This window comes from Falsiroseomonas bella, from assembly GCF_003173615.1.
GTDB classification, from domain to species: domain Bacteria; phylum Pseudomonadota; class Alphaproteobacteria; order Acetobacterales; family Acetobacteraceae; genus Falsiroseomonas; species Falsiroseomonas bella.
Genome location: NZ_QGNA01000004.1, coordinates 342,648 through 367,214, shown reverse-complemented (window position 1 = coordinate 367,214; position 24,567 = coordinate 342,648). Strand labels below are relative to the sequence as shown.

Here is a 24,567-nt window from a genome sequence, read left to right as displayed (position 1 = left end):
GCTGGTGTCGCATAACGAAAATCGCGGCACGATCGCCGCTACCCGAGGAAGCACCAGGATGGCCGCAGGCAATGCCGCGCCGGATTTCTCCGTGGCCGGGAAGGTCGTGCTGATCAGCGGCGGCACGGGCGGCATCGGCATGGCCTTCGCCAATGCCTTCGCCGCCTGCGGCGCCACGCCGATCCTGACCGATCTGAAGCCGCCGCCCGAGGGCACGCCCTTCCGCTACGAGCCGCTCGACGTGCGCGACGACGCCGCGGTGCGTGCACTCGCGGCGAAGATCGAGCGGCTGGACGTGCTGATCCATTGCGCCGGCCGCCTGATCCGGCACGAGGAGCACCAGCCCGAGGTCTTCGCGGACATCGTGAACATCCACCTCACCGGCAACATGCGCCTCGCCACCGCCTTCCGCCCGCATCTGGCGAGGACGAAGGGCTGCCTGATCAACATCGGCTCGATGTACTCCTATTTCGGCGCCGCGATGATCCCGGCCTACGCCGCGGCGAAAACCGCGATTGTCGGTCTGACGAAGTCGCTCGCCGTCGCCTATGCCGAGGACGGCATCCGCGTGAATGCCATCGCGCCGGGCTGGATCCGCACCGAGATCAGCCGCCGCGGGCGCGAGGAGCCTGCCTTCAACGAGAAGGTCATGGCGCGCCTGCCGACCAAGCGCTGGTCGGAACCGGAGGAACTTGCCGGCACCGCCGTGTTCCTCGCCTCGCCGGCGGCGCAACTCGTCAACGGCGTCACCATCCCGGTGGATGGCGGCTATGTCGCAAGCTGAGGGAAAGGGAGGACCAAGGATGCTGAGACGCACTCTCGCGGCGCTGGCCGCGACCGCGCTACTGGCGGCGCCCGCCGTCGCACAGGACTTCAACTGGCGCGCGCAGGAAGGCCGCACCGTCACGCTGCTGCTGAACAACCACCCCTGGTCGCAGGCGATGCGGGAGATGTCGGCGGACTTCACCGCGCGCACCGGAATCCGCGTGCGCATGGAGATCTTCAACGAGGAGCAGTTCCGCGCGCGCCTGACCACCCTGATGCAGGGCCGCAGCGCCGATGTGGACGTGTTCATGTCCCTGCCCTCGCGCGAGGGCGCGGTGTTCAAGCGCGCCGGCTGGTACACCGACCTCGCGCCGCTGATCGCCGACCGGGCGCGCACCGCGCCCGATTTCAACTACGAGGATTTCGGCGCCGGCATGCGCCAGCAGGCGACGCTGGACGGGCTGGTGGCGACGCTGCCGATCAACCAGGAAGGCCCGCTCTTCTACTGGCGCCGCGACATCTTCCAGCGCTGCGGAATCCCTGAGCCGCGCTTCGTGGAGGACATCCCGGAAGCGGCGGCGAAGCTGCGCGCCTGCGATGCGAACCAGGGCGTCTGGGCGGCGCGCGGCCTGCGCGGTGCGGTGCCCTATGCGCTGACCGGCTTCATCAACAACCTCGGCGGCAGCTATGCGACGCCGGACGGCAAGCCCGGCCTCTGCCAGCCGGCGAGCGTCCGCGGCATCGAGATGTACGCGAACCTGCTGAAGGAATACGGCCCGCCCGGCGCGCTGAACCACACCTTCACCCAGGTGATCGAGTTGCTCGGCCAGGGCCGCATCGCCATGACGCATGAGAGCAGCAACGAATTCGCCAACATCGTCCGCTTCCCCGGCCGCGCGCAGGACATCGGCGTGCGCGTGTTGCCGCCGGGGCGCGAGACCGGCATTTCCCGCCCCGTGGTGATCGGCTGGGGCCTCGCGATTTCCGCGCATTCGCGCCAGCGCGACGCGGCCTGGCTGTTCCTGCAATGGGCGACCAGCACCGAGGTGCAGACGCGCCTGGTGCAGAACGGCGTGGCGCCGCCGCGCGCGAGCGTCTTCCAGGGCCCGGCCTTCACGGCCTGGGCGAACGAGATGCCGATCCGGCGCGCCTGGGCCGATGCGCTGGTGGAGATCGGCCGCACCGGCACCGGCGTCTACCAGTCGCCTACGGACCGCATCCCGGAAGCGCGGGACATCATCGGCAATGCCGTGCAGCAGGTGGTGCTGGGCCGGGCCAGCGCACGCGACGCCGCCTGCGCGGCGGATGCGGAACTGGCGCGTCTGCAGTGAGCGCGACGGCGGTCGCCGGCACGGTTGCGCGCCCCGCGCGGCTGCGCCGGCGGCCGACCGCGTCCTTCCGGTGGATGGTCGCCCCGGCGCTGCTCTTCGCGGCCGGGATGATCGTGCTGCCCTTCGGCTGGGCGATCTGGCTTTCCCTGCAGGAGACGATGATCGGCGGCGAGGCGCGCTTCATCGGCCTCGACAACTATCGCCGCCTGATCGCCGACGACGAGTTCTGGAACGGCTTCCGCCTGACCATCGTGCTGTGGCTTCTGTCGCTGGCGCTGCAGCTGGTGCTGGGCACCTGGCTGGGACTGTTGCTGGCGCGGCTGGACGCCGCGCGCGGGTTGATCCGTACCGTGCTGATCTCGCCCTTCATGCTGCCGCCGGTGGTGATCGGGATGATGGCGATCGTCATCCTCGACCCTGGCCTCGGCGTGGCGAACTGGCTGCTGAAGGAAGCCGGGCTGCCGCAACTGCTCTTCCTGGCCGATCCCGACACGGTGATCCTCACGGTCGCGCTGCTGGACACCTGGCAATGGACACCCTTCGTCGCGCTGATCGTGCTGGGCGGCTATCTCTCCCTGCCGCGCGACGTGTTCGAGGCGGCGGAGATCGACGGAGCCCGCGCCTGGCAACGCTTTCGGCGCATCACCCTTCCCCTGCTGGCGCCGACACTGGTGACCGCCGCCGTGCTGCGCAGCGTGGACCTGCTGCGCTTCTTCGACGTGATCTACATCACGACCCAGGGCGGGCCCGGACATGCCAGCACGACGCTCAACATCCTGGCCTATCGCCGCGGCTTCGAGTTCTTCGAGTTCGGCTATGCCGCGGCACTGATGGTCACCCTCTCCGCCATCGTCTTCGGCAGCGTGCTCACCTTCGCGCGCCTGAGGCGGGCGGTCGCATGGTAGGCCCGCGCCGAACCGCGCGGCTGCTGGACGCCCTCCAGCTTGCCTTGGTGGTTGTCATCCTCGTCGCGCCGGTGGCCTGGATGGTCGCCTCCGCCTTCAAGCCGCGCACCGAGGTGGCGGCGATCCCGCCCAGGATCATCTTCACCCCGACGCTCGAGAATTTCGTCGAACTGTTCCAGCGCACCGACTTCCTGGAGAACACGCTGAACAGCCTGATCGTCGCCGGCGGCTCCACCATCCTCGGGCTGGTCCTGGCCTTTCCCGCGGCCTTCGCCATGTCCTGGCACCGCATGACATGGCCCGCCACCGCGACGCTTTTCGCGCGCATGGCGCCGGGCACGCTGTTCCTGCTGCCCTGGCTCGTCATGTTCACCTGGCTCGGCCTGGTCGGCAGCCATCTCGCGCTGATCCTGACCCATGCCGTCATCACCCTGCCGGTCGCGATCTGGGTGCTGCTGCCCTATTTCGACGCGCTGCCGCGGGAGATCATCGAAAGCGCGGAGATCGACGGCTGCCGCCAGCACCAGACGCTGCTGCGCGTGGCGCTGCCGATGGTGGCGCCCGGTGTCGTCGTCGCCGCGATCCTATGCTTCGTCTTCTCCTGGAACTACTTCCTCTTCGCGCTTGTCCTGTCCGGCTTCGACTCCAAGACAGCGATCGTCGCCAGCTTCAACTTCATCGGCGAGGGCGTGACCAACTGGGGCGCGCTGATGGCCGCGGCCACGGTGATCGCGCTGCCGCCGCTCATCCTCACCCTGATCATCCAGCGCCGCCTGGTGGGCGGCCTTTCCGCGGGAGCCGTGAAGGGATGAAGGCCGCGCGATTCGCCGGCGAAGGCCGCATCGAGATCATCGAGGCCCCGGCGCCCCGGCCAACCCCGGGCGAGGTGCTGCTGCGCGTGACGAGTTGCGCACTCTGCGGCAGCGACCTGCGACCGCTGCGCAGCGGCTGGCCCGTCACGCCAGGCCACGAGATTCTCGGCCGCGTGGAGCAGCCCGGCCATCCGTGGGACGGCAAGCGCGCGCTGGTCTACATCCCGGTCTTCTGCGGGCATTGCGATGACTGCACCGCCGGCAACACCCATGTCTGCCGCAACGCCACGGACCTGATGGGCTGGCAGCGCGACGGCGGCTACGCCGAAGCGTTGGCGGTGCCCGAGCAATGCCTGCTGCCCGTGCCGGACGACATCCCGGACCGGCTCGCGCCGCTGCTGCTGGATGCGATCGGCACCGCTGGCCACGGTCTGCGCCTCGCGCAGCGCATCGTCCCGCGCGGGGAGGCGTTGCTGCTGGGCGCTGGCCCCATCGGGCTCGGCGCGCTGCTCGTGCTGAAGGCGCTGGGCTACGGCCCGGTCTTCGTCGTGGAGCCGGGCGAGCATCGCGCCGCCGCTGCCATCGGCTTCGGCGCCACGCGCCTCGCGCCGGACGACGCCGCGCGGCGCCGCTTCCCGCTGGTGATCGAGGCCTCCGGCAAGGATCCCGCGCGGCAACTCGCTTTCGAAGTCGTGGCGCCGAACGGCGCCATCGTGCAGTTCGGCGAGAGCGACAGCTGGACGATCACCGAGAACAAGGCCATCCGCCGCAAGGATTTTTGTTTCCTGCGCTCCTTCTACTTCCCCATCGGCGACCACGCGGCGAACATCGAATTGCTGCGCGCGAATCGCACCGACTACGAGCGGCTCGTTGACGACCAGGCCGGCTTCGACGGCCTCCAGGACCTGTTCGACGCGTTCCGGCGCGGCGAGAAGCTGAAGCCTTTGTTCGTTCCATGAAGCACAAGGTCGTCTGCTCCGGCATCGCAGTGCTGGATCGCGTCTATTCCTTCGAGAGGCTGCCGCTGACGCCGGGCAAGCACATCGCGCGCGGCTATCGCGAGAATGGCGGCGGCATGGCGGCGACCGCCGCAGTCTCCATCGTGGCACTCGGCGGCCGCGCCTCCTGGTTCGGGCGGCTCGGGGCGGATGCCACGGGCGAGACGCTGCTCGGCATGCTGCGCCGGCTGGGCGTGGAGGCAGATGGCGCCACCATCGTGCCGGGTGGGCAATCCCCCTCCGCCGGCGTGACGCTGGATGCGGAAGGCGAGCGCGTGCTCTGCGTCTATCCGGGATCGAACCTGCCGGAAGAGGCACCGATCCCGCCGGAGGCGCTCGACGGCGCGGGCGCGGTGCTGGCCGACCCACGCTGGGTGAACGGCGCGGAGCAGGTCTTCGCCATGGCGCGCGCCCGCGGGCTGCCGAGCGTGCTGGATGCGGAGCTCGGTCCCTCGCACATCCTGCAGCGCCTGGCGCCGCAGGCCGGGCACGCAGTCTTCTCGGAACGCGGGCTGGTGGACTTCACGGGAATCGCGGAGCCGGAAGCGGGGCTCGCGCGCGCCGCTGCGACCTTGCCGGGGATCGTGGCCGTGACGCTCGGCGCACGCGGCAGCCTGTGGTGGCAGCGCGGAGACATCGTCGCGCTGCCGGCGCCGCGCATCGTCGCGTGCGACACCACCGGATGCGGCGATGTGTTCCACGGTGCGTATGCGCTGGCGCTCGCGGAAGGCGCTGACACGCTGCCCGCCGCGCGCTTCGCCACGGCGGCGGCCGCACTGAAGGCGGCAAACGGAAACGGATGGGAGGGCATGCCGGATCGCGCCGCGGTCGAAGCCCTGCTCAGGGAGGCATGGTGATGAAGATCTCGCCCGGCAAGCTTTGGGGCATGCGGCGGCTCGCGGATGATCGCGGCCTGTGGAAGATGCTGGCCATCGACCAGCGCACGCCGCTCTTCGGCCCGATCGCGCAGGCACGCGGCACCAAGGACGCCGCCTTCGACGATGTGGCGCGGGTCAAGCAGATGCTGGCGAAGCACCTGGCGCCGCTCTCCTCCGCCGTGCTCACCGACCCCTTTCACGGCTATGCGCGCCCGATCGCGGAGATCCCGCCGCACAAGGGGCTGATCCTCTCCTACGAACACCACGTGACGGAGAACACGCCGGGCGGGCGCAAATCCGTACCGATCCCGCATTGGGGCGCCGGCGCCATCCGGCGCATCGGCGGCGATGCGGCGAAAGTGCTGGTCTGGCATCGGCACGACGCGGCGCCGGAGGTGCGTGCGCACCAGGAGGCCTTCGTCCGCGCCGCCGGCGAGGCCTGCCGCGCGCATGACGTCACGCATCTGCTGGAAGTGCTGGTCTACCCGCTGCCGAACGAAGACCCCGCATCCTTCGAGGCACGCCGCACCGAACTGGTGATCGAGGCGATCCGCCCCTTCACCGCCCCCGAATACGGCGTGGACATCTTCAAGCTCGAGCCGCCCGGCGCCATCAAGGGCGTGCCCGATCCCGATGGTCCGCAGGCCGCCGGCCAACAGGCGGCTTATGACCGCATGGCGGCGATGCTGCCGCGCCCCTGGGTGATGCTCTCCGCCGGCGCCGGCATGACCGATTTCGTGCGCAGCATGCGCTATGCATGCCGCGCGGGTGCCTCCGGCTATCTCGCGGGCCGCGCCATCTGGGCCGATGCCTTCACGCGCTTCCCCGACTTCGACGCGATGGACGCTACGCTCGCGGGCGAGGCGCGCCGCAACCTCGAGACGCTGAACGAGCTGACGGATCGCGCCGCGACGCCGTGGCACGCGCATCCTGCCTTCCGCGGCGGCGTCACGCCGGATATCGAGGAAGGCCGCTTCCCGCAGGGCTATGGCAGCGGCTGATCCCGGCAGCCCAGCGCCGCCGAGATCCCGGCCGCTGCATGGCGCACCATCCGCACGGCGGCCGGCACGCGCGATGGCGGCAATTCGCGCATCGGCGCGCTGACGCTGATCGCGGCGAAGACGCGCGCCGTCGCATCGCGGATCGGCGCGCCGACGCAGCGCAGCCCGGGCTGGTGCTCGCCTTCGTCCAGCGACCAGCCGCGTGCGCGCGTCTCCGCCAGATGGGCGGCGAGCGCAGCAGGATCGGTGATGGTCGCGTCGGTGTAGCGCATGAGCGTGCCGAGGGCGGCGAGGCGCGCCACCACCTCCTCCGGCTGGAAGGCCAGGATCGCCTTGCCGACGCTGGTGCAATGCGCGGGCGAGGATTCGATGAAGGCCGCCGGGCTGCCTTCCGGGTGCGGGTCCGCGCGATGGATCACCACGGCCTGACGGCCGTCGAACACCGCCAGATGCACCGAATGGCCCGAGATGCGCGTCAGCTGCTCGACGAAGGGCCGCGCCTCCCGGTGCAGGTCGAGATTGGCGAGCGCGATGTTGCCGAGCTCGAACAGCTTCAGCCCGAGCCGGTATTCGTCCCGCTCGCGCGCCTGCTCCAGCATGCCCATTTCGCGCAGTGCGACGACGAGGCGATGCGTCGTCGCCTTCGGGAAGCCGGCGCGCCGGCTGATCTCGCCGAGCGTCAGGCTGCGGTCCCGCGTGGAGAAGCATTCCAGCACCCGCACGGCCTTGGCGAACGACTTCAGCCCCTCCGCTTCGCCCGGCGTCGCCATGCTGCCTCCTCCTGCCTGTCGCGCCAGCATGGAGAAGCGCGTCGTATTCCGCAATCCGGAATGGCGGTCCACATAACGGGTTGACAGCCAGCGTGCCGAGCCGCCCAATCGCGGCGCCGGCAACAGACCGGGTGGAGGAAGTGCGCATGTCCCCAGGCATCGTCGAACGCGGCGCGACGCGCGCCGAACCGGACGCCTCGACCGAGGCGCATATGCGCCTCACCGGCATCCTGCCCCCCGTCGCCATGCCCTTCGACGGCCAGGGCGAGATCGTCTATTCCGCGATCGCAGAGCAGATCGACTTCATGGTCGAAAGCGGCGTGCGCGGCGTGGTCGCCGGCGGCAGCACCGGCGAGGGGCATACCCTCGACAGCGACGAATTCGTCAAGGCGATGCACGCCGCGCATGACGCCGCACGCGGCCGCGTACCCTTCCTCGCCGGGCTGATCGTGAACTCGACGCGCGAGGCGATCCGGCGCATCCGCATGCTGCGCGGCCTGAACATCGCGGCGCTGCAGATCACGCCGGTGCACTACCTGTTCAAGCCGACGCCGGACGCCACCGTGGCGCATTTCAAGGCGATCGCGCAGGAAACCGACATCCCGATCCTGATCTACAACGTCATCCCCTGGAACTACCTCTCCGTGGAGTTGATGCTCCGCATCATGGAGGAGGTGCCGAGCGTGGTCGGCATGAAGCAGTCCTCGGGCGACCTGAAGTCGCTCTCGGACCTGATCGCCGGCGTGAAGCCGCGCAACCTGGTGCTGTCCGGCATCGACGCGCTGCTCTATCCGGGCTTCGCGCTGGGCGCGCATGGCGCGATCAGCGCGCTGACCACGGCCGTGCCCGGCACCTGCGTGAAGCTGCATCGCGCCGTGGCGGCCGGCGACCACGCCACCGCGCTGGACCTGCACCGCAAGCTCGGCGTCCTCTGGAACTCGATGACGCATGACAACCTGCCGGCCTGCGTGAAATACGTGCAGCACCGACAGGGCCTCGGCATGTTCCATCCACGCGCGCCGATGGATCGGGTGAGCGAAGCGCAGAAGGCGAAGATCGATGTCGCGCTGGACGCGCTGAAGGCCTGAGACGGCTTGGGGAGGAACAACCGCATGAGCATCGCCACGACGCGCCGCGCCCTTGTCGCCGGCGCCGCCCTTGCCACCTTCGCGCGGCCCGCCTTCGCGCAATCCTGGCCGACGCGCCCGGTCAGCATGATCGTGCCCTGGGCCGCCGGCGGCGGCACGGACGCCACCGGCCGCATCGTCGCCACGCTGCTGGAGCGCGAGCTCGGCCGGCCCGTGAATGTCGTGAACCGCACCGGCGGCGGCGGCCTCGTCGGCCATACCGAGATCGCGAATGCGCGCGCCGACGGCTACACGATCGGCGTCATCACCACGGAACTCTCGCTCTACCGCACCACGGGCGCGGGGCAGATCGACTGGAAGAACTTCACGCCGATCGCCCTCTACAACACCGATCCGCAGGGCGTGCATGTGCGCGCCGACGGGCCGCGCGACCTGGCTCAGCTGGTCGCGCAGATCCGCGAGCGGCCCGGCGCGAACAAGGCCTCCGGCGCCAATCTCGGCGGGGCGGCGCATCTCAGCCTGGTGGGCATGCTGAACGCGCTCGGCCTGCCACCCAGCGCGGCGCCCTGGGTGCCGACGGACGGCTCCGCCCCCTCGCTGCAGCAGCTTGCCGCCGGCGCGATCCAGCTCGTCACCACGACGATGCCGGAAGCCAAGACCATGGTGGATGCCGGCCAGGTGCGCACCATCGCGATCATGCGCGCCAGCCGCGACCCGGCCTATCCGAACGTGCCGACGGTGAAGGAGGCGGTGGGCGTGGACTGGTCGCTCGGCGCCTGGCGCGGCATCGCCGGGCCGCGCAACCTGCCGGAGGCGATCACCACGCGCCTGCGGCAGGCGATGGCGAAGGTCGTCGCCGATCCCGAATTCATCCGGCTGATGACCGCGCGCTCCTTCGGCATGGAGTATGTGGACGGGCCCGCCTTCGGCGCCTGGCTGGAAGCGGCCGACAAGCGCTTCGGCGACGCGGCGCGCGCCGCGGGCCTCGCGCGTTGAACGCCGCCGCTGGCCGGCGCGACCTGCTGGTCGGCGCGCTGGCCATCGGCGGCGGCCTGACCGTGATGTGGCTTGCCGCGCAGATCCGCGGCATGCCCGGCCAGCCCTTCAGCCCGGGCTTCGCGCCGTCCATCATCGGCGGCCTGGCCGCGCTGGTCGGCGCCGTGCTCGTGCTGCGCGCGGCGCTCGGCCACGCACCGGCGCTGGAGTCGGAAGAAGCCGACCCGGGCCCGCCATTCCGCGCCGCGGCGCTGTGGGTCGGCGGCGGCATCCTCGTCATCGCCGCGCTGTTCGAAACCATCGGCTTCGTGCCGCTGCTGCTGGTCTGGCTCGCCGGCTTCCTGATGCTGACGGGCGTGCGCCTGCTGCCGGCGATCGCCTTCGCCGTGCCGATGGTCTTCGGGATGGACCTCGCCTTCACGAAGCTGCTCGGCGTGCCGCTGCCGCCGGGCGAATGGATGATCGCACTCGGGCTGCTCGGCTGATGGAGCAGGTGATCGCCGCGGCCGGCATGCTGGCCGACCTGCAGCTGATCCTGGTTATCGCGGCGGCCTGCGCCTTCGGCCTGTTCGTCGGCGCGGTGCCAGGGCTGACGGCGACGATGGCCACCGCGCTCATGGTGCCCTTCACCTTCTTCATGGAGCCGCTGGCCGCGGTCTCCGCCATCGTCGCCTGCACCGCCATGGCGATCACCGCCGGCGACATTCCCGGCTGCCTGATCCGCGTGCCCGGCACGCCGGCCTCCGCCGCCTACACCGACGAGACCTATGCGATGACGCGCAAGGGCCAGGCCGCGCAGGCGCTTGGTTCCTCGCTGGTCTCCTCGGTGATCGGGGGGCTGTTCGGCGCGGTGGTGCTGATGGTGGCGGCGCCGCTGCTGGCGCAAATCGCGCTGAATTTCTCGGCCTTCGAGTATTTCTGGCTGGCCATGATCGGCCTGTCCTGCGCGGCCTTCGTCGCCTCGGCCGATCCGCTGCGCGGCATCCTGGCGCTGCTGATCGGCCTGTTCGTGTCCACCGTCGGGATGGACGCGGTCAGCGGCGCGCAGCGCTTCACCTTCGGCAGCACGGCGCTGACCGGCGGGCTCTCCTTCATTCCCGCGATGATCGGCCTCTTCGCCGTGGCGGAGATCCTGCGCGCCCTCCTCACCGGCGAGGCCAGCAAGCCATTTGCGCAGCCGCAGCAAGTGCAGGGCGTGTTCCACGGCGTCGGCACGCTGATCCGTCGCTACTGGCGCAACACCCTGCGCGGTTCCGTGCTCGGCACGGCGATCGGCGCACTGCCCGGCGCTGGCGGCGACATCGCCGCCTGGATGTCCTACGCGATGGCCCGGCGGTTCTCGAAGACCCCCGAAAAATTCGGCACCGGCCACCCGGAGGGCGTGATCGAGGCCGGGGCTTCGAACAACGCTGGCCTCTCCGGCGCGTGGATCCCTGCGCTGGTGTTCGGCATCCCCGGCGACGCGGTGACGGCGATCGCGGTCGGCGTGCTGATCATGCAGGGGCTGAATCCGGGCCCGCAGCTCTTCACCCAGCAGTCCGAGACGCTCTACGCCATTTACATGGTGTTCATCCTGGCCAACCTGCTGCTGCTGCCCCTGGGCTGGCTGGCGATCCGGCTGGCGCGCCCGATCCTCTCCGTGCCGCGGCCGCAGCTGATGGCGGCGATCCTGCTGTTCTGCGTGGTCGGCGCCTTCGCCATCAACAACAGCATGCTCGACATCGGCGTGATGCTCGGCTTCGGCGCGCTGGGGCTGATGCTGGGCAAGGTCGGCGTGCCGGTGGCGCCGGTGATCCTCGGCATGGTGCTCGGCCCGCTGGTCGAGCAGAATTTCCTGGCCGCGATAGTGATCGCGGATGGCCGCTTCATGGGCTTCTTCGAGCGCCCGATCGCCGCCGCGCTCGGCGTCGCCGCGATCCTGGTCTGGACCCTGCCGCTGGTCTTCGCGCTGCGCCGCCGCGGCGCGATCAGAACGTCCGCCGCATCAGGCTGAAGCTCTGCCCGGTCGGGCCGGGCGCCGCACAGGTGGCGAGGAACATCGCAAGCGGCACCACATCCTGCGGCCGCTTCAGCCACTCGATCGGATTCGACACCACCGAGCCCGTGCGCTGAGGCACCGCCGTCATGCTCGTCTGCACCGGGCCGGGCACGAGTTCGTTCACGCTGATGCCGTCCTTCCGCAGTTCATCCGCCAGGATGCGCGTCAGCATCCAGAGCCCGGCCTTGGAGCAGGAATAGCCGGCATGCCCATGCGCGCTGGAATGGCCCATGCCGGAGCCGAGCATGACCATCCGCCCGCCGCCGCGCGCACGCATATGCGGAATGGCAAGTCGCGCGCAGTGATAGGCGCCGGTCAGGTTCACTGCGATGGTCTGCACGAAGGCATCGGGATCGCTGGTCTCCACCGGCCGCTGGTCCAGGCTGACGCCGGCATTGACCAGCAGCATGTCGATCCCGCCCGCCTGCTCCACGCTGCGCGCGTAGAGCGTTGCGACCTGCGCCGCATCGGTGACGTCCACCGGAACCGCGAAGGCCGCGCCGCCGGCCGCGACTATGCGCGCCGACGTCGCCTCGATCTCCGGCGCGCTGCGCGCCGCGCAGACCACCGTTGCGCCCGCCGCGGCGTAGGCTTCGGCGATCGCAGCACCGATGCCACGCCCTGCACCCGTCACCACCGCGACCTTGCCCGCCAGCGCGCCCATGGCCTTCCCTCCTCGCTTCGGGAAAGAGCCTAGTCGGCCATGTGCAACGGCGCGACTGCCTTGACGCCATGCGACGCGCACCGATAGCGTTCGATCCATAAGGCGCGGCACCACGCCATCCGGCGGCGGACACCAGCGCGATGGGAGGAAGGCATGAGTGAGCCGCGCACCGGCCGTCGTCACCTCTTGCTGGGCGCCAGCGCGCTCGGCCTCGGCGCGCTCGCTGCACCGCCGGTGCTGGGGCAGGCGCGGCCCTTCGCCGGGCAGACGCTGAACGGCGCGGCCTTCCAGAGTACCTTCTTCGAATACCTGCGCGCCTTCTTCCCGGAATTCGAGGAACGCACCGGCGCGAAGCTGAACTTCAACACGCAGGCCTTCCCGGTCTACAACCAGCGCACCGACCTCGAGCTCTCCACGCGCGGCAGCGCGCTCGATGTCATCAACGTCACCTTCATCTATTCGGGCCGCTGGATCGGCGCGGGCTGGCTGACCAACCTCAGCGAGTTCGTGAACGACCGCAACAGGACCGACCCCGCCTGGGACGCGGCCGACTTCGTCTCCGGCGCGCAATCGGCGATGCAGGACGCGCGCGGCAACACCTATGGCTTCGCCTGGGAGGCCGGCGCGATGCTGATGGCCGCAAGCCGCGCGGACCTGATCGACCAGGCCGGCAAGGCGATGCCGACCACCTTCGACGAGCTGATCGCCGCCTGCGACGCCGTGCAGGGCAAGGAGAACATGTCGGCCTTCGTCGCCGACCAGCTGCACCACTGGAACTGGATCCCCTACCTGATGGGCCATGGCGGCAAGGTGTTCCGCGATCCGCCGGGCAACCTGACGCCGGAGCTGGCCACGCCGCAGGCGATCCGTGCCGCCGGCTGGTATGCCGAGCTGCTCTCGAAATACGGCCCCTCCGGCGTGCTCTCCTTCAGCGACGACCAGGCGATGCGCACGCAGATCGCAGGGCGCGCGAATTTCCGCACGCAGGCGATCACCTGGCTCGTGCCGCTGGCCAAGCATGCCGACAGCACGGTGAAGAACACGGTGCGCTACGCGCTGATGCCGGCCGGGCCGCAAGGCAACTTCCCGGGCTCGAACAGCCACGGCCTCGGCATCCCCGTCGGCTCCCGCCGCAAGGAGCTCGCCTGGGAATTCATCAAGTGGGCGCTGTCGAAGGAGATGCTGAACCGCATCGTCGAGACGCGGGGCTATCCCAGCGTCTGCCGCCGCAGCGTCATCACCGGCGAGGCCTTCAAGCAGGCCATGACGCTGAACGGGCAGGACGTGGCCTCGCTCTACCTGCAGGTCCTCGAGCTCGGCGGGCGGTCCGGCTACATGAAGTACCGCACGGTGCCGGTGTTCCCGCAGGTGGGCGACACGATCAACCGCGGCATCGCGCGCATCGCGACGCGCCAGCAGGACGCGCAGGCTTCCATGCGCCAGGCGCAGCAGGATGCGATCCAGGTGCTGCAGCGCGCCGGCGTGACGCTGGACGCGAACTAGCCGCGCCGTGTCTGGCGCGGCGCAGGCGCTGCCGGCGCCGAGGGAACGGACGATGGCGCGTGGCGGCGCGACCCGCGCGCGCGACCGCTTCTATGCGCTGTGCGTCGCGCCGTCGCTGGCCGTGCTGGCCGTCATCACGCTCGCGCCGGCGATCTACCTGCTCGTCACCAGCTTCACCCCGCTGGACCTGACGCGGCCGGAGACCGCCTGGAACTTTGCCCGGCCCTTCGAGAACTACCGCCAGATGCCGGCGGATTCGCGGCTGATGAACTCGCTCTGGGTGCAGGCGAAGCTCTCCTTCTGGACCGTCACGCTGCAGCTGCTGATCGGCTTCGGCTTCGCGCTTCTGCTCAACATGCGAAGCAGGTTCCTGGAAGCGCTGCGCACCGTTTTCCTGATCCCGATGGTGCTGCCGCCCATCGTCGTCGCGATCATCTGGAAGGTGCTCTACACGCCGGACATCAGCCCGCTGCATTGGGGCACGACGCTGCTGGGCTTCACCGTGCCGGCGCTGATCACGCATCCCGATTGGGCGCTGACGGCGATCATCATCGCCGACACCTGGCAGTGGTTTCCCTTCACCATGCTGATGACGCTCGCCGCGCTGCAGATGATGCCGCAGGAGATGGTGGACGCGGCGAAGGTGGACGGCGCCAGTGCCTGGCAGATGACCTGGCACGTCACCCTGCCCTTCCTGAAGGGCGTGCTGCTGGTGGCCGGGCTGTTCCGCCTGATCGACTCCATCAAGGCCTTCCCGCTGATCTTCATCCTGACCGAGGGCGGGCCGGGCAGCGTGACGGAAGTGACGAACTACTACTCGTTCCTGCAGGCCTTCAACTTCAGCTTCCTCGGCTATTCCAGCGCCATCACCGTGGTGATGCTGGCGGCGACCGTGCTGATGAGCTGGGCAATCATCCGCCTGGTCGGCTGGGGGCAGCATGGCGACTAACACCGCCCTCGCCCGCGAACGGCGCTTCATCCAGATCCTCGCCGTCGTTCTGGCGGCGCTGGTGATGGCGCCTTTCCTGTGGCTGCTGCAGATGTCCTTCAAGACCAACGCGCAGGTCTTCCAGTTCCCGCCACCGCTGATCTTCACGCCCACCCTGGAGAACTACGAGGCGCTTTGGACCAGTGGCTTCCGCCAGAGCTTCGTGAACAGCCTCGTGGTCGCGGGCGCCGCCACCATCGCGCCGATGCTGCTCGGCGTGCCGGCGGCCTATGCGCTCTCCCGCTGGCAGGCGCGCATCGCGGGCACCTTCAGCCTGTGGATCCTGGTATCCAGGATGGCCCCGCCCATCGCCTTCACCATTCCGTACTTCCTGGCCTACCGCCATCTGGAATTGCTGGATACGCGCACGGGGCTCGTCATCATCTACATGACTTTCAACCTCTCGCTCGTCATCTGGATGATGCGGCCCTTCTTCGACCAGCTGCCGCGCGCGCTGGAGGAAGCCGCCTGGATCGACGGCGCGACCACGGCGCAGGGCTTCTTCCGCATCATCCTGCCGCTCTCCGCGCCGGGCCTCGCGGCCACCGCGATCCTCTGTTTCCTCTTCGCCTGGAATGATTTTTTCTTTGCCCTGATTCTCACCAGGACCGAAGCGATGACGGCGCCTGTCGCGGTAGTGAACTTCATGAACTACGAAGGCTGGGAATGGGGACGCATCGCCGCCGGCGGCACGATGGTGATGCTGCCGGTGCTGCTGTTCTCCCTGCTCGTCCGCAAATACCTGGTGCATGGCCTCACCGGCGGCGCGGTGAAGGGATGAGCTTCGATCCCGCCGCGCGCCGCCGCCTCGGCCGCAGCGCGCTGGAGGTCACGCTGCTCGGCTTCGGTGCCGCGCCGATCGGCGGCTTCCGCGCCACCATGCCGGATCGCGATGCCATCGCCGTCGTGGACGAGGCCTGGACGCAGGGCGTCCGCTTCTTCGATACCTCGCCCTTCTACGGCTATGGCCGCAGCGAGCTGCGCGTCGGCACCGCGCTACGCGACCGGCCGCGCGAGGCGTTCATCCTCTCCACCAAGATCGGGCGCGTGATGCATGCGCTCCGCCCCGGGGAGGAGGCGCCCGCCGGGATGCGACATGGCGGCCTGCCCGGCTTCGTGCCCCGGTTCGACTACAGCTATGACGGCGTGATGCGTTCGCTGGAACAGTCGCATCTGCGGCTCGGCCTCGCGCGGATCGACGTGGTTCTGGTGCACGACGTGGACCTCCGCAGCACAGGCAGCGAAGCGCTGTTCGAGCAACACTTCCGCACCGTAATGGACAGCGGCTACCGCGCGCTGGACGAGCTGCGCCGCACCGGCGTGATCGGCGCCATCGGCTGCGGCCTGAACGAAACGGAGGCGACGCTGCGCTTCCTGCGTGCCGGCAACTTCGACTGCATGCTCCTTGCCGGCCGCTACACGCTGCTGGAACAGGGCGCATTGGCCGAGCTGCTGCCGGAATGCGAGCGCCGCGGCGCGAGCATCATCCTCGGCGGCCCCTTCAACTCGGGGATCCTCGCCGGCCCCGTTCGGGACGGCGCCTGGTACGACTACTCCCCTGCCCCGCCTGCGCTGATCGATCGGGCGCGCGGAATCGAGGCAGTCTGCGCCCGGCACGGCGTGCCGCTCGCCGCGGCCGCACTGCAATTCCCCCTCGCCCATCCTGCCATCGCCAGCACCATCCCCGGCGCGCTCGCGCCGCAGGAGGTGGCGCAGAATGCCGCGCATCTGCGCCTGCCCATCCCGCCCGATCTCTGGGCGGAGCTGCGCCACGAAGGATTGCTGGACCCGAACGCGCCCATCCCGGGCTGAAGGAGCCGAGGCCATGCGCAACAGCCGGATCGAGATCGCGCCCATCGCCGGCGCGCTAGGCGCCGAGATCCTGGGCGTGGACCTCTCCCGCCCGTTGGACGACGCCACCTTCGCCGACATCCGCCAGGCCTTCCACGACCACAGCGTGATCTTCTTCCGCGACCAGGAGATCACGCCCGCGGCGCACATCGCCTTCGCCCGCCGCTTCGGCCCGATCAACGTCAACCGCTTCTTCACGCCCGTGGCCGGTCACCCCGAGATCGCGGAAGTGCGGAAGGAACCCGATCAGAAGAAAAACATCGGCGAGAGCTGGCACACGGACCACAGCTACGACGAGGTGCCCGCGCTCGGCTCCATGCTGGTGGCGCGCGAGGTGCCGGACCATGGCGGCGACACCATGTTCGCCTCGATGTACGCGGCCTATGACGCGCTGTCGGACGGCATGAAGCGCACGCTGGAACCGCTGCGCGCCCTGCATTCCAGCCGGCACATCTTCGGCCACAATGCTGGCTATCACCACAATGACCTCAAGGGTCGGCTGCACAATCCGGACGCCGCGACGCAGGATGCGGTGCATCCGGTGGTGATCACGCATCCCGACACCGGCCGCAAGGCGCTCTACGTCAACGCCAACTTCACCGTCGGCATCGAGGGCTGGACGAAGGAGGAAAGCGAGGCACTGCTCGGCTTCCTCTACCGCCATGGCGCGCGGCCGGAATTCACCTGCCGCTTCCGCTGGCGGAACGGCTCCATTGCGCTGTGGGACAATCGCAGCACCTGGCATTGCGCGGTGAACGACTATCACGGCCAGCGCCGCCTGATGCACCGCATCACCATCGAGGGCACGGCGCTGCATTGAACCCGCTCTGCGTCCACCCGCTGGTCTTCATCCCGCGCTGGACGCGCGCGGCAGGTCCGCTCGCGTTGGAGCGCGCGGCCACGTCCGGCTTCGACATGATGATCGTGCCGGGACGCGATCCGGCCGAGGTGGACGTGCCCGACATCGCGCGCCGTGCCGAGGCCGCCGGGCTGCGCCTGATCTGCAACACCACCCACCCGCCGGAGGCCGATCCCGCCAGCGACGATCCCGCCGTCGCGGCGCGCGGCGCGGCGCGGCTTCTCGATGCGTTGCGCCTGGCGCGCGATCTCGGCGCAATGCAGCTCGGCGGCATCCCGCATGCCGCGTGGGGCAAGGCGCCCGGCCCCGTCACGCCGCGTGGCCGCGCCCATGCGGTGGCGGCGCTGGCGAGGGCCTCCGAGCTCGCCGCTGCCTCAGGCCTGCGCATCACGCTGGAATGCGTCAACCGCTTCGAGAACGCCCTGCTCAACACCGCCGAGGATGCGCTGGCGCTGATCGCGGAGGTCGGCGCGCCGAACCTGTTCGTGCATCTCGACACGCACCACATGCTGATCGAGGAGGCAGAGCCGGCGCTTGCCGTCACGAAGGCGTTGCCGCGCCTGGGCTTCCTCGAATTCTCCGAAAGCCACCGCGGCCCTCTCGGCACCGGCAATGTGGACGTGAGGGCCGTCGCCGGCGCGGCGCGCGGCTATGCCGGCCCGATCGGCTTCGAGGCCTTCTCCGCCGCCATCCTGGACCCCGCACTCGCCGCGCATCTCTGCGTCTGGCGCAGCACCTATACCGACGCCGACGCCGTTGCGCGCCATGCCGCGCGCCGCATCCGCGCCGCCCTGCAAGGAGACTGACCATGCGCGGCCCCGCCGTGATGCTGAGCCAGTTCATGGGCGATGCGCCACCCTTCGACAGTCTCGACGGCGTCGCGAAATGGCTCGCGGGCTTCGGCTATGTCGGCGTGCAGGTGCCGGTGCACGATCCACGCCTGATCGACCTCGACCGCGCCGCCACCGACGACGCCTATTGCCGCGACTACAAGCAGCGCCTGGCGGATCTCGGCATGGAGATCACCGAGCTTGCGGCGCATCGCGCCGGGCAGCTCACGGCGGTAAACCCCGCCTATTCCGAGATCGCCGATGTCTTCGCCGACCCCTCGGTGCGCGGCAAGCCGGCCGCACGCGCCGCCTGGGCCGCGCAACGCCTGCGCCGCGCGATCGAGGCCGCGGCACGGCTCGGCCTTCGGCGCGTCGCCGCCTTCTCCGGCGCGTTCGTCTGGCCCTATTTCTACCCGTGGCCGCCCGCCCCGCCCGGCCTGGTGGACGCCGCCTTCGAGGAGCTGGCGCGGCGCTGGCGCCCGCTGCTGGATCAGGCCGAGCACGCCGATGTGGACATCTGCTTCGAGCTGCATCCGGGCGAGGACCTGCATGACGGCGTCACCTTCGACCGCTTCCTGACCCTGCTGGACGGCCACCGCCGCGCGCGCATCCTCTACGATCCCAGCCACATGCTGATGCAGCAGATGGACTATCTCGGCTTCATCGAGCTGTATGGCGAGCGCATCGGGGCGTTCCACGTGAAGGACGCCGAATTCGTCCGCAGCGCGCGCAGCGGACTCTATGGCGGCTTCCAGGACTGGGCGCAGCGCCCTGCCCGTTTCCGCTCGCCGGGCGACGGGCAGGTGGACTTCAAGGGCGTCTTCTCCCGCCTCGCCGCCGCCGGTTACCAGGGCTGGTGCGTGCTGGAATGGGAGGACTGCCTGAAGCGCAAGGAGGACGGCGCACGCGAAGGCGCCCCCTTCATCGCGCGACACATGATCCGCACCACGGACGCGCCCTTCGACGCCGCGTTGCGCCGCGGCATGGATCGCGCCCAGGCCCACCGCATCCTGGGCATCGCGCCGTGAGCGCGTTCGAGGCGCTCGGCCGCCCGCTGCGCCTCGGCTTCATCGGCGGTGCCGCGCCTTCCATGATCGGGCAGGTGCATCTGCGCGCGGCGCTGATGGACCGGCGCTTCGTGGTGGTCGCCGGCGCGCTCTCCCGCGACGCCGCGCGCGGCCGCGCCGCGGCCGCCGAATACGGCATCGCGCCCGAGCGCAGCCATGCCGGCGTCGCCGAGATGATCGCGGCGGAGGCTGCGCGGGAGGACGGCATCGAGGCGGTCGCGATCGTCACGCCGAACGACACGCATCACCGCTTCGCTCTGGCCGCCATCGCGGCGGGCCTCGACGTGATGCTGGACAAGCCCATGACCAACACGGTCGCCGAGGCCGAGGAGGTCGCGCGTGCCGCCGAAGCGCGCGGTGTCGCGCTGGTGCTGACGCATGGCTATTCCGGCTATCCGATGATCCGCGAGGCGCGCGCTCTCGTCGCCGCCGGGCGCATCGGCGCGGTGCGGTCCGTCCAGCTGGAGTATCTCGGCTCCGGCCTCGCCGCACGCGTGGAGGACTCGCCCGATGCCGCGAAGCGCTGGCGGCTGGATCCCGCGCACAGTGGTCCCTCGCTGGTGCTCGGCGACATCGGCACGCATGCGCACCACCTGGCCAGCTTCGTCTGCGGCGAGCCCTTCGCCGCCGTCAGCGCCGAGGTCGGCGCGCTGATGCCGGGTCGGCAGGTGCACGACTATGCGCAGCTGCGCTTCCGCATGCCCTCCGGCGCGCGCGGCGCGATGACGCTCTGCCAGGGCGCCGCCGGCGTCGAGAACCACATCCTGCTGCGCGTGATCGGCAGCGAGGGCCATCTTGAATGGCGCCACGCGGCGCATAACGAGCTGCGCCTCTGCCCGCTGGACGGCCCGCCTGTTCTGCTCTCGCGCGGCCAGCCCTGGCTCTCCGACGCCGCCACCCACGCCACGCGCTTCCGCCGCACCGGCCACCCCGAAGGCCTGCACGAGGCCTTCGCGAATCTCTACAGCGATCTTTCCGAGCTCGCCGCCGCCCGACGCCTAGGCGTGCCACCTCACCCGCTCGCCACCTCCGCGCCCGGCGCGCGCGAAGGCTTGGCCGGGCTGCGCTTCGTGGCCGCCTGCCTCGCCTCGGATGCCGCCGGCGGCGCCTGGACCGAACTGGACGACATGACGGCATGACACACGAGTTCCTCGGCTATCTTCGGCCCGACGGCAGCGCCGGCACGCGCAACCGGCTCCTGGTCATCTCCATCCTCGGCCTCACCGGCGGCCCGGCACGCCGCATCGCGCGGCAAGTTCCTGGCGCGTTGCTGATCGAGATGCCGTACGGCCGCGGCCAGTTCGGCGAGGATCGCGCGATGATGCGCCGCATGCTCGCCGGCCTCGGCCGCAACCCCAATGCCGGCGGCGTCATGCTGGTCGGCGCCGACCGGCTGCGGCTGGATGCCGTCGCGGAGGCCATCGCGCCATCCGGCAAGCCGCTCGAGGCCATCGCGCTGGACGACGTGCACGAGGATGCCCTGGCGCTCTCCGACCGCGGCCTGCGGCTCGCCGCGGCCATGGCGCGCGACATCTCTCGCGCACGGCGCGTGCCGCTGCCGGCCTCGCTGCTGCGCCTCGGCATCGAATGCGGCCACTCCGACGCTACGAGCGGCCTCGGGGCCAACCCGCTTGCCGGCCTCGTCGCCGACCGCGTGGTGGATGCCGGCGGCGTGGCGGTAATCGGCGAGACGATGGAATGGCTCGGCGCCGAGCATGTGCTCGCCGCACGCGCCGCAACGCCAGAAGTCGGCCGCGCCATCGTGGAGGCGGTGGCGCAGCGCGAAGCCTGGGCGGCCGCGAGCGGCGAGGACCTGACCGGCAACAATCCAGGCCAGGAGAACATCCGCGGCGGGCTTTCGAGCATCGAGGAGAAGTCGCTCGGCGCCATCGCCAAGGGCGGCTCGCGCCCCGTGCAGGGCGTGGTGCCGCATGCCGCGCCGCTGCCCGGGCCGGGGCTGTGGGTGATGCAGGGGCCGGCCTTCTCGCCGCCTTCCATCACGGGCTTCGTCGCGGCTGGCTGCAACATGCTGATCTTCACCACGGGGCCCGGCAATTCCTATTGCGACGCGCTGGCGCCGACGGTGAAGGTGACGGTCAATCCGAAGACCGCACAGCGCCTGACGCAGCAGATCGACTTCGACGGATCGGGCCTGATGCTCGGCACGCGGGAGCCGGAGGAAGCGGCGGATGCGCTGTTCGCGCAACTGCTGGACCATGCCGGCGGCACGCGCTGCTGGGGCGAGGTGCTGGACGAGGGCGGCTACGCCTTCGCACGGCTGGGGGCCGATTTCTGATGAGCGCACGCTGGGACCTGCTGGCCATCGACGCGCAGGACGACGTCGCCGTCGCGCTACGTGACCTGCCGGATGGCGTCGCGCGGGTGCGCGCGGGAGAGGCCGTGCTGCCGCTCTCGCTGCGCGGCGCCGTCCCGCTCGGCCACAAGGTCGCGCGCCGCGACCTGCCGCGCGGCACGCCTATCCGCAAGTATGGCGCGGTGATCGGCGAGGCGATCGCCGACATCGCAGCCGGCGAACACGTGCACGTGCACAACATGCGGAGCCTCAGAGCCCGCCGAAAGGAGGAACCATGACCACGTCACGCCGCATGGTGCTGGTGGCGGCGGCAGTGCTGGCCGCGCCGCGCCTCGCCCATGCGTATCCGGATCGCTCGATCCGCCTCATCGTGCCCTTCGCGCCGGGTGGCGGCACCGACACCACCGCGCGCATCGTCGCGCAGGGCCTCACGGAGCGACTGGGACAGTCCGTGGTGGTGGAGAACAGGCCCGGCGCGGGCGGCGCCATCGGCATGGCCGCGGCGGCGCAGGCTCCGGCGGATGGCTACACGCTGGTGATGGGCCATGTCGCGACGCATGTTGTGAACATGGCGGTGCACCGCAACCCGGGCTACGACACGGCGCGCGATTTCGTCGCGCTCGGCATAACCTCCACCGCCGCGAACATCGCCGTGGTCAATCCGCGCCGTCAGCCCGGCATCAATACGGCGCAGGATCTCGTTGCGGCCTGCCGCGCGAAGCCCGGCGAGCTCTCCTATGGCAGCGCCGGAGTCGGCTCGCCTGCGCACATTACCACCGCGCTGTTCCTGCGCACCGCCGGCGTCGAGGCGCAGCACGTGCCCTATCGCGGCGGCGCGCCGGCAACCACCGATCTTGTCGCGGGCAATCTCGACTTCATGTTCTCCGGCGCGTCCGACTGCATCCCGCATATCCGTGCCGGGCGCCTGCGTGGCGTTGCCTCGGCCAGCGCGAAGCGCCTCTCCGGCGCACCGGAGATCCCGACCATCGCGGAAAGCGGCTGGCCCGACTTCTCCTTCGAGATCTGGCACGTCATCTCGGCCCGCGCCGGCACGCCCGCACCGGTGCTCGACAGGCTGCGCACCGAGACCGCCGCGGTGCTGAACAACCCGACGGTGATCGAGCGCATCACGGCGATGGGCGTGGACGCCACGCCGACGACCGGTGCCGCGGCACAGGCGCGGGTGGATCGCGAGCTTGCGCTCTGGGTGCCGATGATCCGTGCGGCAGGGATCACCGCGGAGTAGTTGCCTCCGCACGCCGCCACGCGGTGACTTGCAGCGCGGAGGCGTGCACGTGCACCACCGCCGGCACGCGGCGCGGCGCGAGTGCCGCGTCCAGTGCCGGTGCGATCTCCTCCTCCGTGCGGATGGTGTAGCCTTCCGCACCGAAGGCGCGCGCCCAGGCGGCAAAGTCGGGGTTCACCAGATCCGCCGCCGCCGCGACCGGCCGGCCCGGATAGCGGTTGCCGTGATGCATCCCGATGGAGCCATAGGTGCGGTTGTCGGCGATCAGGATCAGCGGCGCCGCGCCGTGCCGCATCGCGGTGGCGATCTCGTTGCCCGTCATCAGCGCGCCACCATCGCCGACAACCGCGATCGCCTGTCGCCCGGGATGGCGCAGCGCGGCCGCGACCGTCATCGGCACCGCCGCGCCCATGCCGCCCACCGCCGAGCCCAGGAAGATGCGGCGCGGCCCGAAGGGCACGTGGCGGTGCACGAAGGAGGTGAAGTTGCCCGCATCCGTGCTCAGCATGGCGTCCGACGCCATCCGTTCGGCAAGCGCGATGCAGACCGCGGCGAAGTTCACGCCATCCGGCGCCGGCTCGTGGCGCGGTGCCGTCAGCTCGCGATGGATGCCGTTGAGCGTCGCAATCCAGGCCGCGCGCCGCAGCGGGAAGGCCGGCTTGCGCGCCAGCAGGCCGGCGACCACGGCATGCGGATCGGCGACGATCGGCAGCTCGGCGCGGAACACGCGGTTGATCTCGACCGGGTCCGGCCAGACATGCACGAAGGGAAGCTGCGGATCGGGCGCGGCTGGCCAGGTGTAGGATTGGCTCACCACGTCGGTCATGCGTTCGCCGAGCGCCACCAGCAGATCGGCCCGCTTCATCGCCGCCATCAGCTTCGCCTGCACGCGGTTGCCGACATAGCCGGCATAGTGCGGGTGGGCGCTGTCGAAGAGATGCGGCCAGCGATGCGTCGGCGCCACCGGCAGCATCCAGCGCTCCGCCAGGTCCGCGATCGCCGCAAGCTGTTCCGGCGTGCCGTCCGCCAGGCTGCCGAGATGCACCAGCGGCCGCTCCGCCGCGGCCAGCCGCGCGGCGAGTTCGTCGAGCTGCGCGGCGGAGGGCTGCGGCGCGGTGCGCGGCCGCGGTGCCGCCGGCGGCAGGTCGTCGGCCGGATCGTCCAGCAGATCCTCCGGAAGGATCAGCGCTACCGGGCCCGGCGTGCCGGACTCCGCCAGGTGGTAGGCGCGCGCGATCGCCTCCGAAACCTGCGACGGTTGCGCGACTTCGATCACCGCCTTGGTCACGTCGCTCAGAAGCTTGCCGTAGTTCTGTTCCTGCAGCGCGCCGCGGCCCATGTCGCGCCGCTCGATCTGCCCGACCAGCAGCAGCATCGGCACGCAGTCGTGGAACGCCGTGTGCAGCCCGATCATCGCATTCGCCACACCCGGCCCGCGGGAGACGAGGCAGAGCCCCGCACGGCCGCCCCGCATGCGCCCATCGGCCACCGCCATATAGGACGCGCCGCCCTCATGCCGGCACACGATCAGCCGCAGTTCCGGCAGGTCCGTCATCGCGTCCGTCAGGCCCAGGAAGCTCTCGCCCGGGACGCAGAAGATCAGGTCTGCCCCATGCGCGAGCAGGCTCTCGGCAACCAGCTTCCCAACGCTGCGCGGCATGGC

The 24,567-nt window shown here is 70.4% G+C and carries 25 protein-coding genes; 22 read left to right on the top strand and 3 right to left on the bottom strand.

The features are described from left to right. Nucleotides 1-58: 58 nt before the first annotated feature. The 7 genes from DFH01_RS18665 to DFH01_RS18635 are packed head-to-tail and all read left to right on the top strand — an operon-like array spanning nt 59 to nt 6,690. A complete protein-coding gene (locus DFH01_RS18665) occupies nt 59-784 on the top strand; it encodes an SDR family NAD(P)-dependent oxidoreductase (RefSeq protein ID WP_109871985.1) in 726 nt (241 codons plus the stop codon). Between the two features lie 19 nt (nt 785-803). After that, nucleotides 804-2,096 (top strand): ABC transporter substrate-binding protein, encoded by a 1,293-nt coding sequence (locus tag DFH01_RS18660; RefSeq protein WP_109871984.1) that lies wholly within the window; start codon nt 804-806, stop codon nt 2,094-2,096. Then, nucleotides 2,093-3,001, top strand: coding sequence for a carbohydrate ABC transporter permease (locus DFH01_RS18655; protein WP_233256178.1), 909 nt, complete (start codon nt 2,093-2,095; stop codon nt 2,999-3,001). The genes DFH01_RS18660 and DFH01_RS18655 overlap by 4 nt, the downstream gene beginning before the upstream one ends. Beyond that, entirely contained in the window at nt 2,995-3,813 is an 819-nt protein-coding gene (locus DFH01_RS18650) for a carbohydrate ABC transporter permease (protein ID WP_109871983.1), read from the top strand. Before DFH01_RS18655 ends, DFH01_RS18650 begins: the two co-directional genes overlap by 7 nt. Then, nucleotides 3,810-4,772 carry an alcohol dehydrogenase catalytic domain-containing protein gene (locus DFH01_RS18645; protein WP_109871982.1) on the top strand — a complete coding sequence of 321 codons (963 nt, stop codon included), beginning with the start codon at nt 3,810-3,812 and terminating at the stop codon, nt 4,770-4,772. Before DFH01_RS18650 ends, DFH01_RS18645 begins: the two co-directional genes overlap by 4 nt. Then, nucleotides 4,769-5,668, top strand: coding sequence for a PfkB family carbohydrate kinase (locus DFH01_RS18640; RefSeq protein WP_109871981.1), 900 nt, complete (start codon nt 4,769-4,771; stop codon nt 5,666-5,668). The genes DFH01_RS18645 and DFH01_RS18640 overlap by 4 nt, the downstream gene beginning before the upstream one ends. Continuing rightward, complete coding sequence (locus tag DFH01_RS18635) at nt 5,668-6,690, top strand: tagatose 1,6-diphosphate aldolase (RefSeq protein ID WP_158287814.1); 1,023 nt, start codon at nt 5,668-5,670, stop codon at nt 6,688-6,690. Before DFH01_RS18640 ends, DFH01_RS18635 begins: the two co-directional genes overlap by 1 nt. On the opposite strand, the gene DFH01_RS18630 is transcribed toward DFH01_RS18635, so the two are convergent. After that, nucleotides 6,675-7,460, bottom strand: a complete 786-nt coding sequence (locus DFH01_RS18630; protein ID WP_199231291.1) for an IclR family transcriptional regulator — start codon at nt 7,458-7,460, stop codon at nt 6,675-6,677. The two genes, DFH01_RS18635 and DFH01_RS18630, sit on opposite strands and share 16 nt — an antisense overlap. 146 nt (nt 7,461-7,606) lie before the next feature. Here DFH01_RS18630 and DFH01_RS18625 point away from each other — a divergent pair, with 146 nt between their 5' ends. From DFH01_RS18625 to DFH01_RS18610, 4 genes are read left to right on the top strand one after another with little or no spacing between them, the layout of a single operon-like run. Next, nucleotides 7,607-8,548, top strand: a complete 942-nt coding sequence (locus tag DFH01_RS18625; protein WP_233256177.1) for a dihydrodipicolinate synthase family protein — start codon at nt 7,607-7,609, stop codon at nt 8,546-8,548. Nucleotides 8,549-8,572: 24 nt separating this feature from the next. Continuing rightward, nucleotides 8,573-9,544 (top strand): Bug family tripartite tricarboxylate transporter substrate binding protein, encoded by a 972-nt coding sequence (locus DFH01_RS18620; RefSeq protein ID WP_109871978.1) that lies wholly within the window; start codon nt 8,573-8,575, stop codon nt 9,542-9,544. Then, the gene (locus DFH01_RS18615) at nt 9,541-10,029 is read left to right on the top strand and encodes a tripartite tricarboxylate transporter TctB family protein (protein WP_109871977.1); all 489 of its coding nucleotides are present in this window, start codon (nt 9,541-9,543) and stop codon (nt 10,027-10,029) included. Before DFH01_RS18620 ends, DFH01_RS18615 begins: the two co-directional genes overlap by 4 nt. After that, nucleotides 10,029-11,537 carry a tripartite tricarboxylate transporter permease gene (locus DFH01_RS18610; protein ID WP_109871976.1) on the top strand — a complete coding sequence of 503 codons (1,509 nt, stop codon included), beginning with the start codon at nt 10,029-10,031 and terminating at the stop codon, nt 11,535-11,537. The genes DFH01_RS18615 and DFH01_RS18610 overlap by 1 nt, the downstream gene beginning before the upstream one ends. Here DFH01_RS18610 and DFH01_RS18605 read toward each other — a convergent pair. Further along, entirely contained in the window at nt 11,512-12,246 is a 735-nt protein-coding gene (locus tag DFH01_RS18605) for an SDR family NAD(P)-dependent oxidoreductase (protein ID WP_109871975.1), read from the bottom strand. The genes DFH01_RS18610 and DFH01_RS18605 overlap by 26 nt on opposite strands. Before the next feature lie 153 nt (nt 12,247-12,399). Between DFH01_RS18605 and DFH01_RS18600 the strand changes: the two genes are divergently transcribed. The 11 genes from DFH01_RS18600 to DFH01_RS18550 are packed head-to-tail and all read left to right on the top strand — an operon-like array spanning nt 12,400 to nt 22,904. Further along, complete coding sequence (locus DFH01_RS18600) at nt 12,400-13,749, top strand: ABC transporter substrate-binding protein (protein ID WP_109871974.1); 1,350 nt, start codon at nt 12,400-12,402, stop codon at nt 13,747-13,749. Nucleotides 13,750-13,801: 52 nt separating this feature from the next. Continuing rightward, nucleotides 13,802-14,698 (top strand): carbohydrate ABC transporter permease, encoded by an 897-nt coding sequence (locus DFH01_RS18595; RefSeq protein WP_109871973.1) that lies wholly within the window; start codon nt 13,802-13,804, stop codon nt 14,696-14,698. Continuing rightward, complete coding sequence (locus DFH01_RS18590) at nt 14,688-15,518, top strand: carbohydrate ABC transporter permease (RefSeq protein ID WP_109871972.1); 831 nt, start codon at nt 14,688-14,690, stop codon at nt 15,516-15,518. The genes DFH01_RS18595 and DFH01_RS18590 overlap by 11 nt, the downstream gene beginning before the upstream one ends. Then, on the top strand, nt 15,515-16,549 hold the full coding sequence (locus DFH01_RS18585) for an aldo/keto reductase (protein WP_109871971.1): 1,035 nt from the start codon (nt 15,515-15,517) through the stop codon (nt 16,547-16,549). Before DFH01_RS18590 ends, DFH01_RS18585 begins: the two co-directional genes overlap by 4 nt. 13 nt (nt 16,550-16,562) lie before the next feature. Then, nucleotides 16,563-17,408: a TauD/TfdA dioxygenase family protein gene (locus DFH01_RS18580; protein WP_109871970.1), complete on the top strand. Its 846-nt coding sequence runs from the start codon at nt 16,563-16,565 to the stop codon at nt 17,406-17,408. Then, nucleotides 17,405-18,253 (top strand): sugar phosphate isomerase/epimerase family protein, encoded by an 849-nt coding sequence (locus tag DFH01_RS18575; protein WP_109871969.1) that lies wholly within the window; start codon nt 17,405-17,407, stop codon nt 18,251-18,253. Before DFH01_RS18580 ends, DFH01_RS18575 begins: the two co-directional genes overlap by 4 nt. 2 nt (nt 18,254-18,255) lie before the next feature. Further along, nucleotides 18,256-19,305 (top strand): sugar phosphate isomerase/epimerase family protein, encoded by a 1,050-nt coding sequence (locus DFH01_RS18570; RefSeq protein ID WP_109871968.1) that lies wholly within the window; start codon nt 18,256-18,258, stop codon nt 19,303-19,305. Beyond that, nucleotides 19,302-20,483 carry a Gfo/Idh/MocA family protein gene (locus tag DFH01_RS18565; protein WP_109871967.1) on the top strand — a complete coding sequence of 394 codons (1,182 nt, stop codon included), beginning with the start codon at nt 19,302-19,304 and terminating at the stop codon, nt 20,481-20,483. Before DFH01_RS18570 ends, DFH01_RS18565 begins: the two co-directional genes overlap by 4 nt. Continuing rightward, complete coding sequence (locus DFH01_RS18560; protein WP_109871966.1) at nt 20,480-21,640, top strand: UxaA family hydrolase; 1,161 nt, start codon at nt 20,480-20,482, stop codon at nt 21,638-21,640. Before DFH01_RS18565 ends, DFH01_RS18560 begins: the two co-directional genes overlap by 4 nt. Further along, nucleotides 21,640-21,936 (top strand): UxaA family hydrolase, encoded by a 297-nt coding sequence (locus tag DFH01_RS18555; RefSeq protein WP_109871965.1) that lies wholly within the window; start codon nt 21,640-21,642, stop codon nt 21,934-21,936. Before DFH01_RS18560 ends, DFH01_RS18555 begins: the two co-directional genes overlap by 1 nt. After that, the gene (locus tag DFH01_RS18550; protein WP_109871964.1) at nt 21,933-22,904 is read left to right on the top strand and encodes a Bug family tripartite tricarboxylate transporter substrate binding protein; all 972 of its coding nucleotides are present in this window, start codon (nt 21,933-21,935) and stop codon (nt 22,902-22,904) included. Before DFH01_RS18555 ends, DFH01_RS18550 begins: the two co-directional genes overlap by 4 nt. Here the strand turns inward: DFH01_RS18550 and DFH01_RS18545 are convergent. Continuing rightward, complete coding sequence (locus DFH01_RS18545; RefSeq protein WP_109871963.1) at nt 22,891-24,564, bottom strand: thiamine pyrophosphate-dependent enzyme; 1,674 nt, start codon at nt 24,562-24,564, stop codon at nt 22,891-22,893. The genes DFH01_RS18550 and DFH01_RS18545 overlap by 14 nt on opposite strands. Nucleotides 24,565-24,567 lie beyond the last annotated feature (3 nt).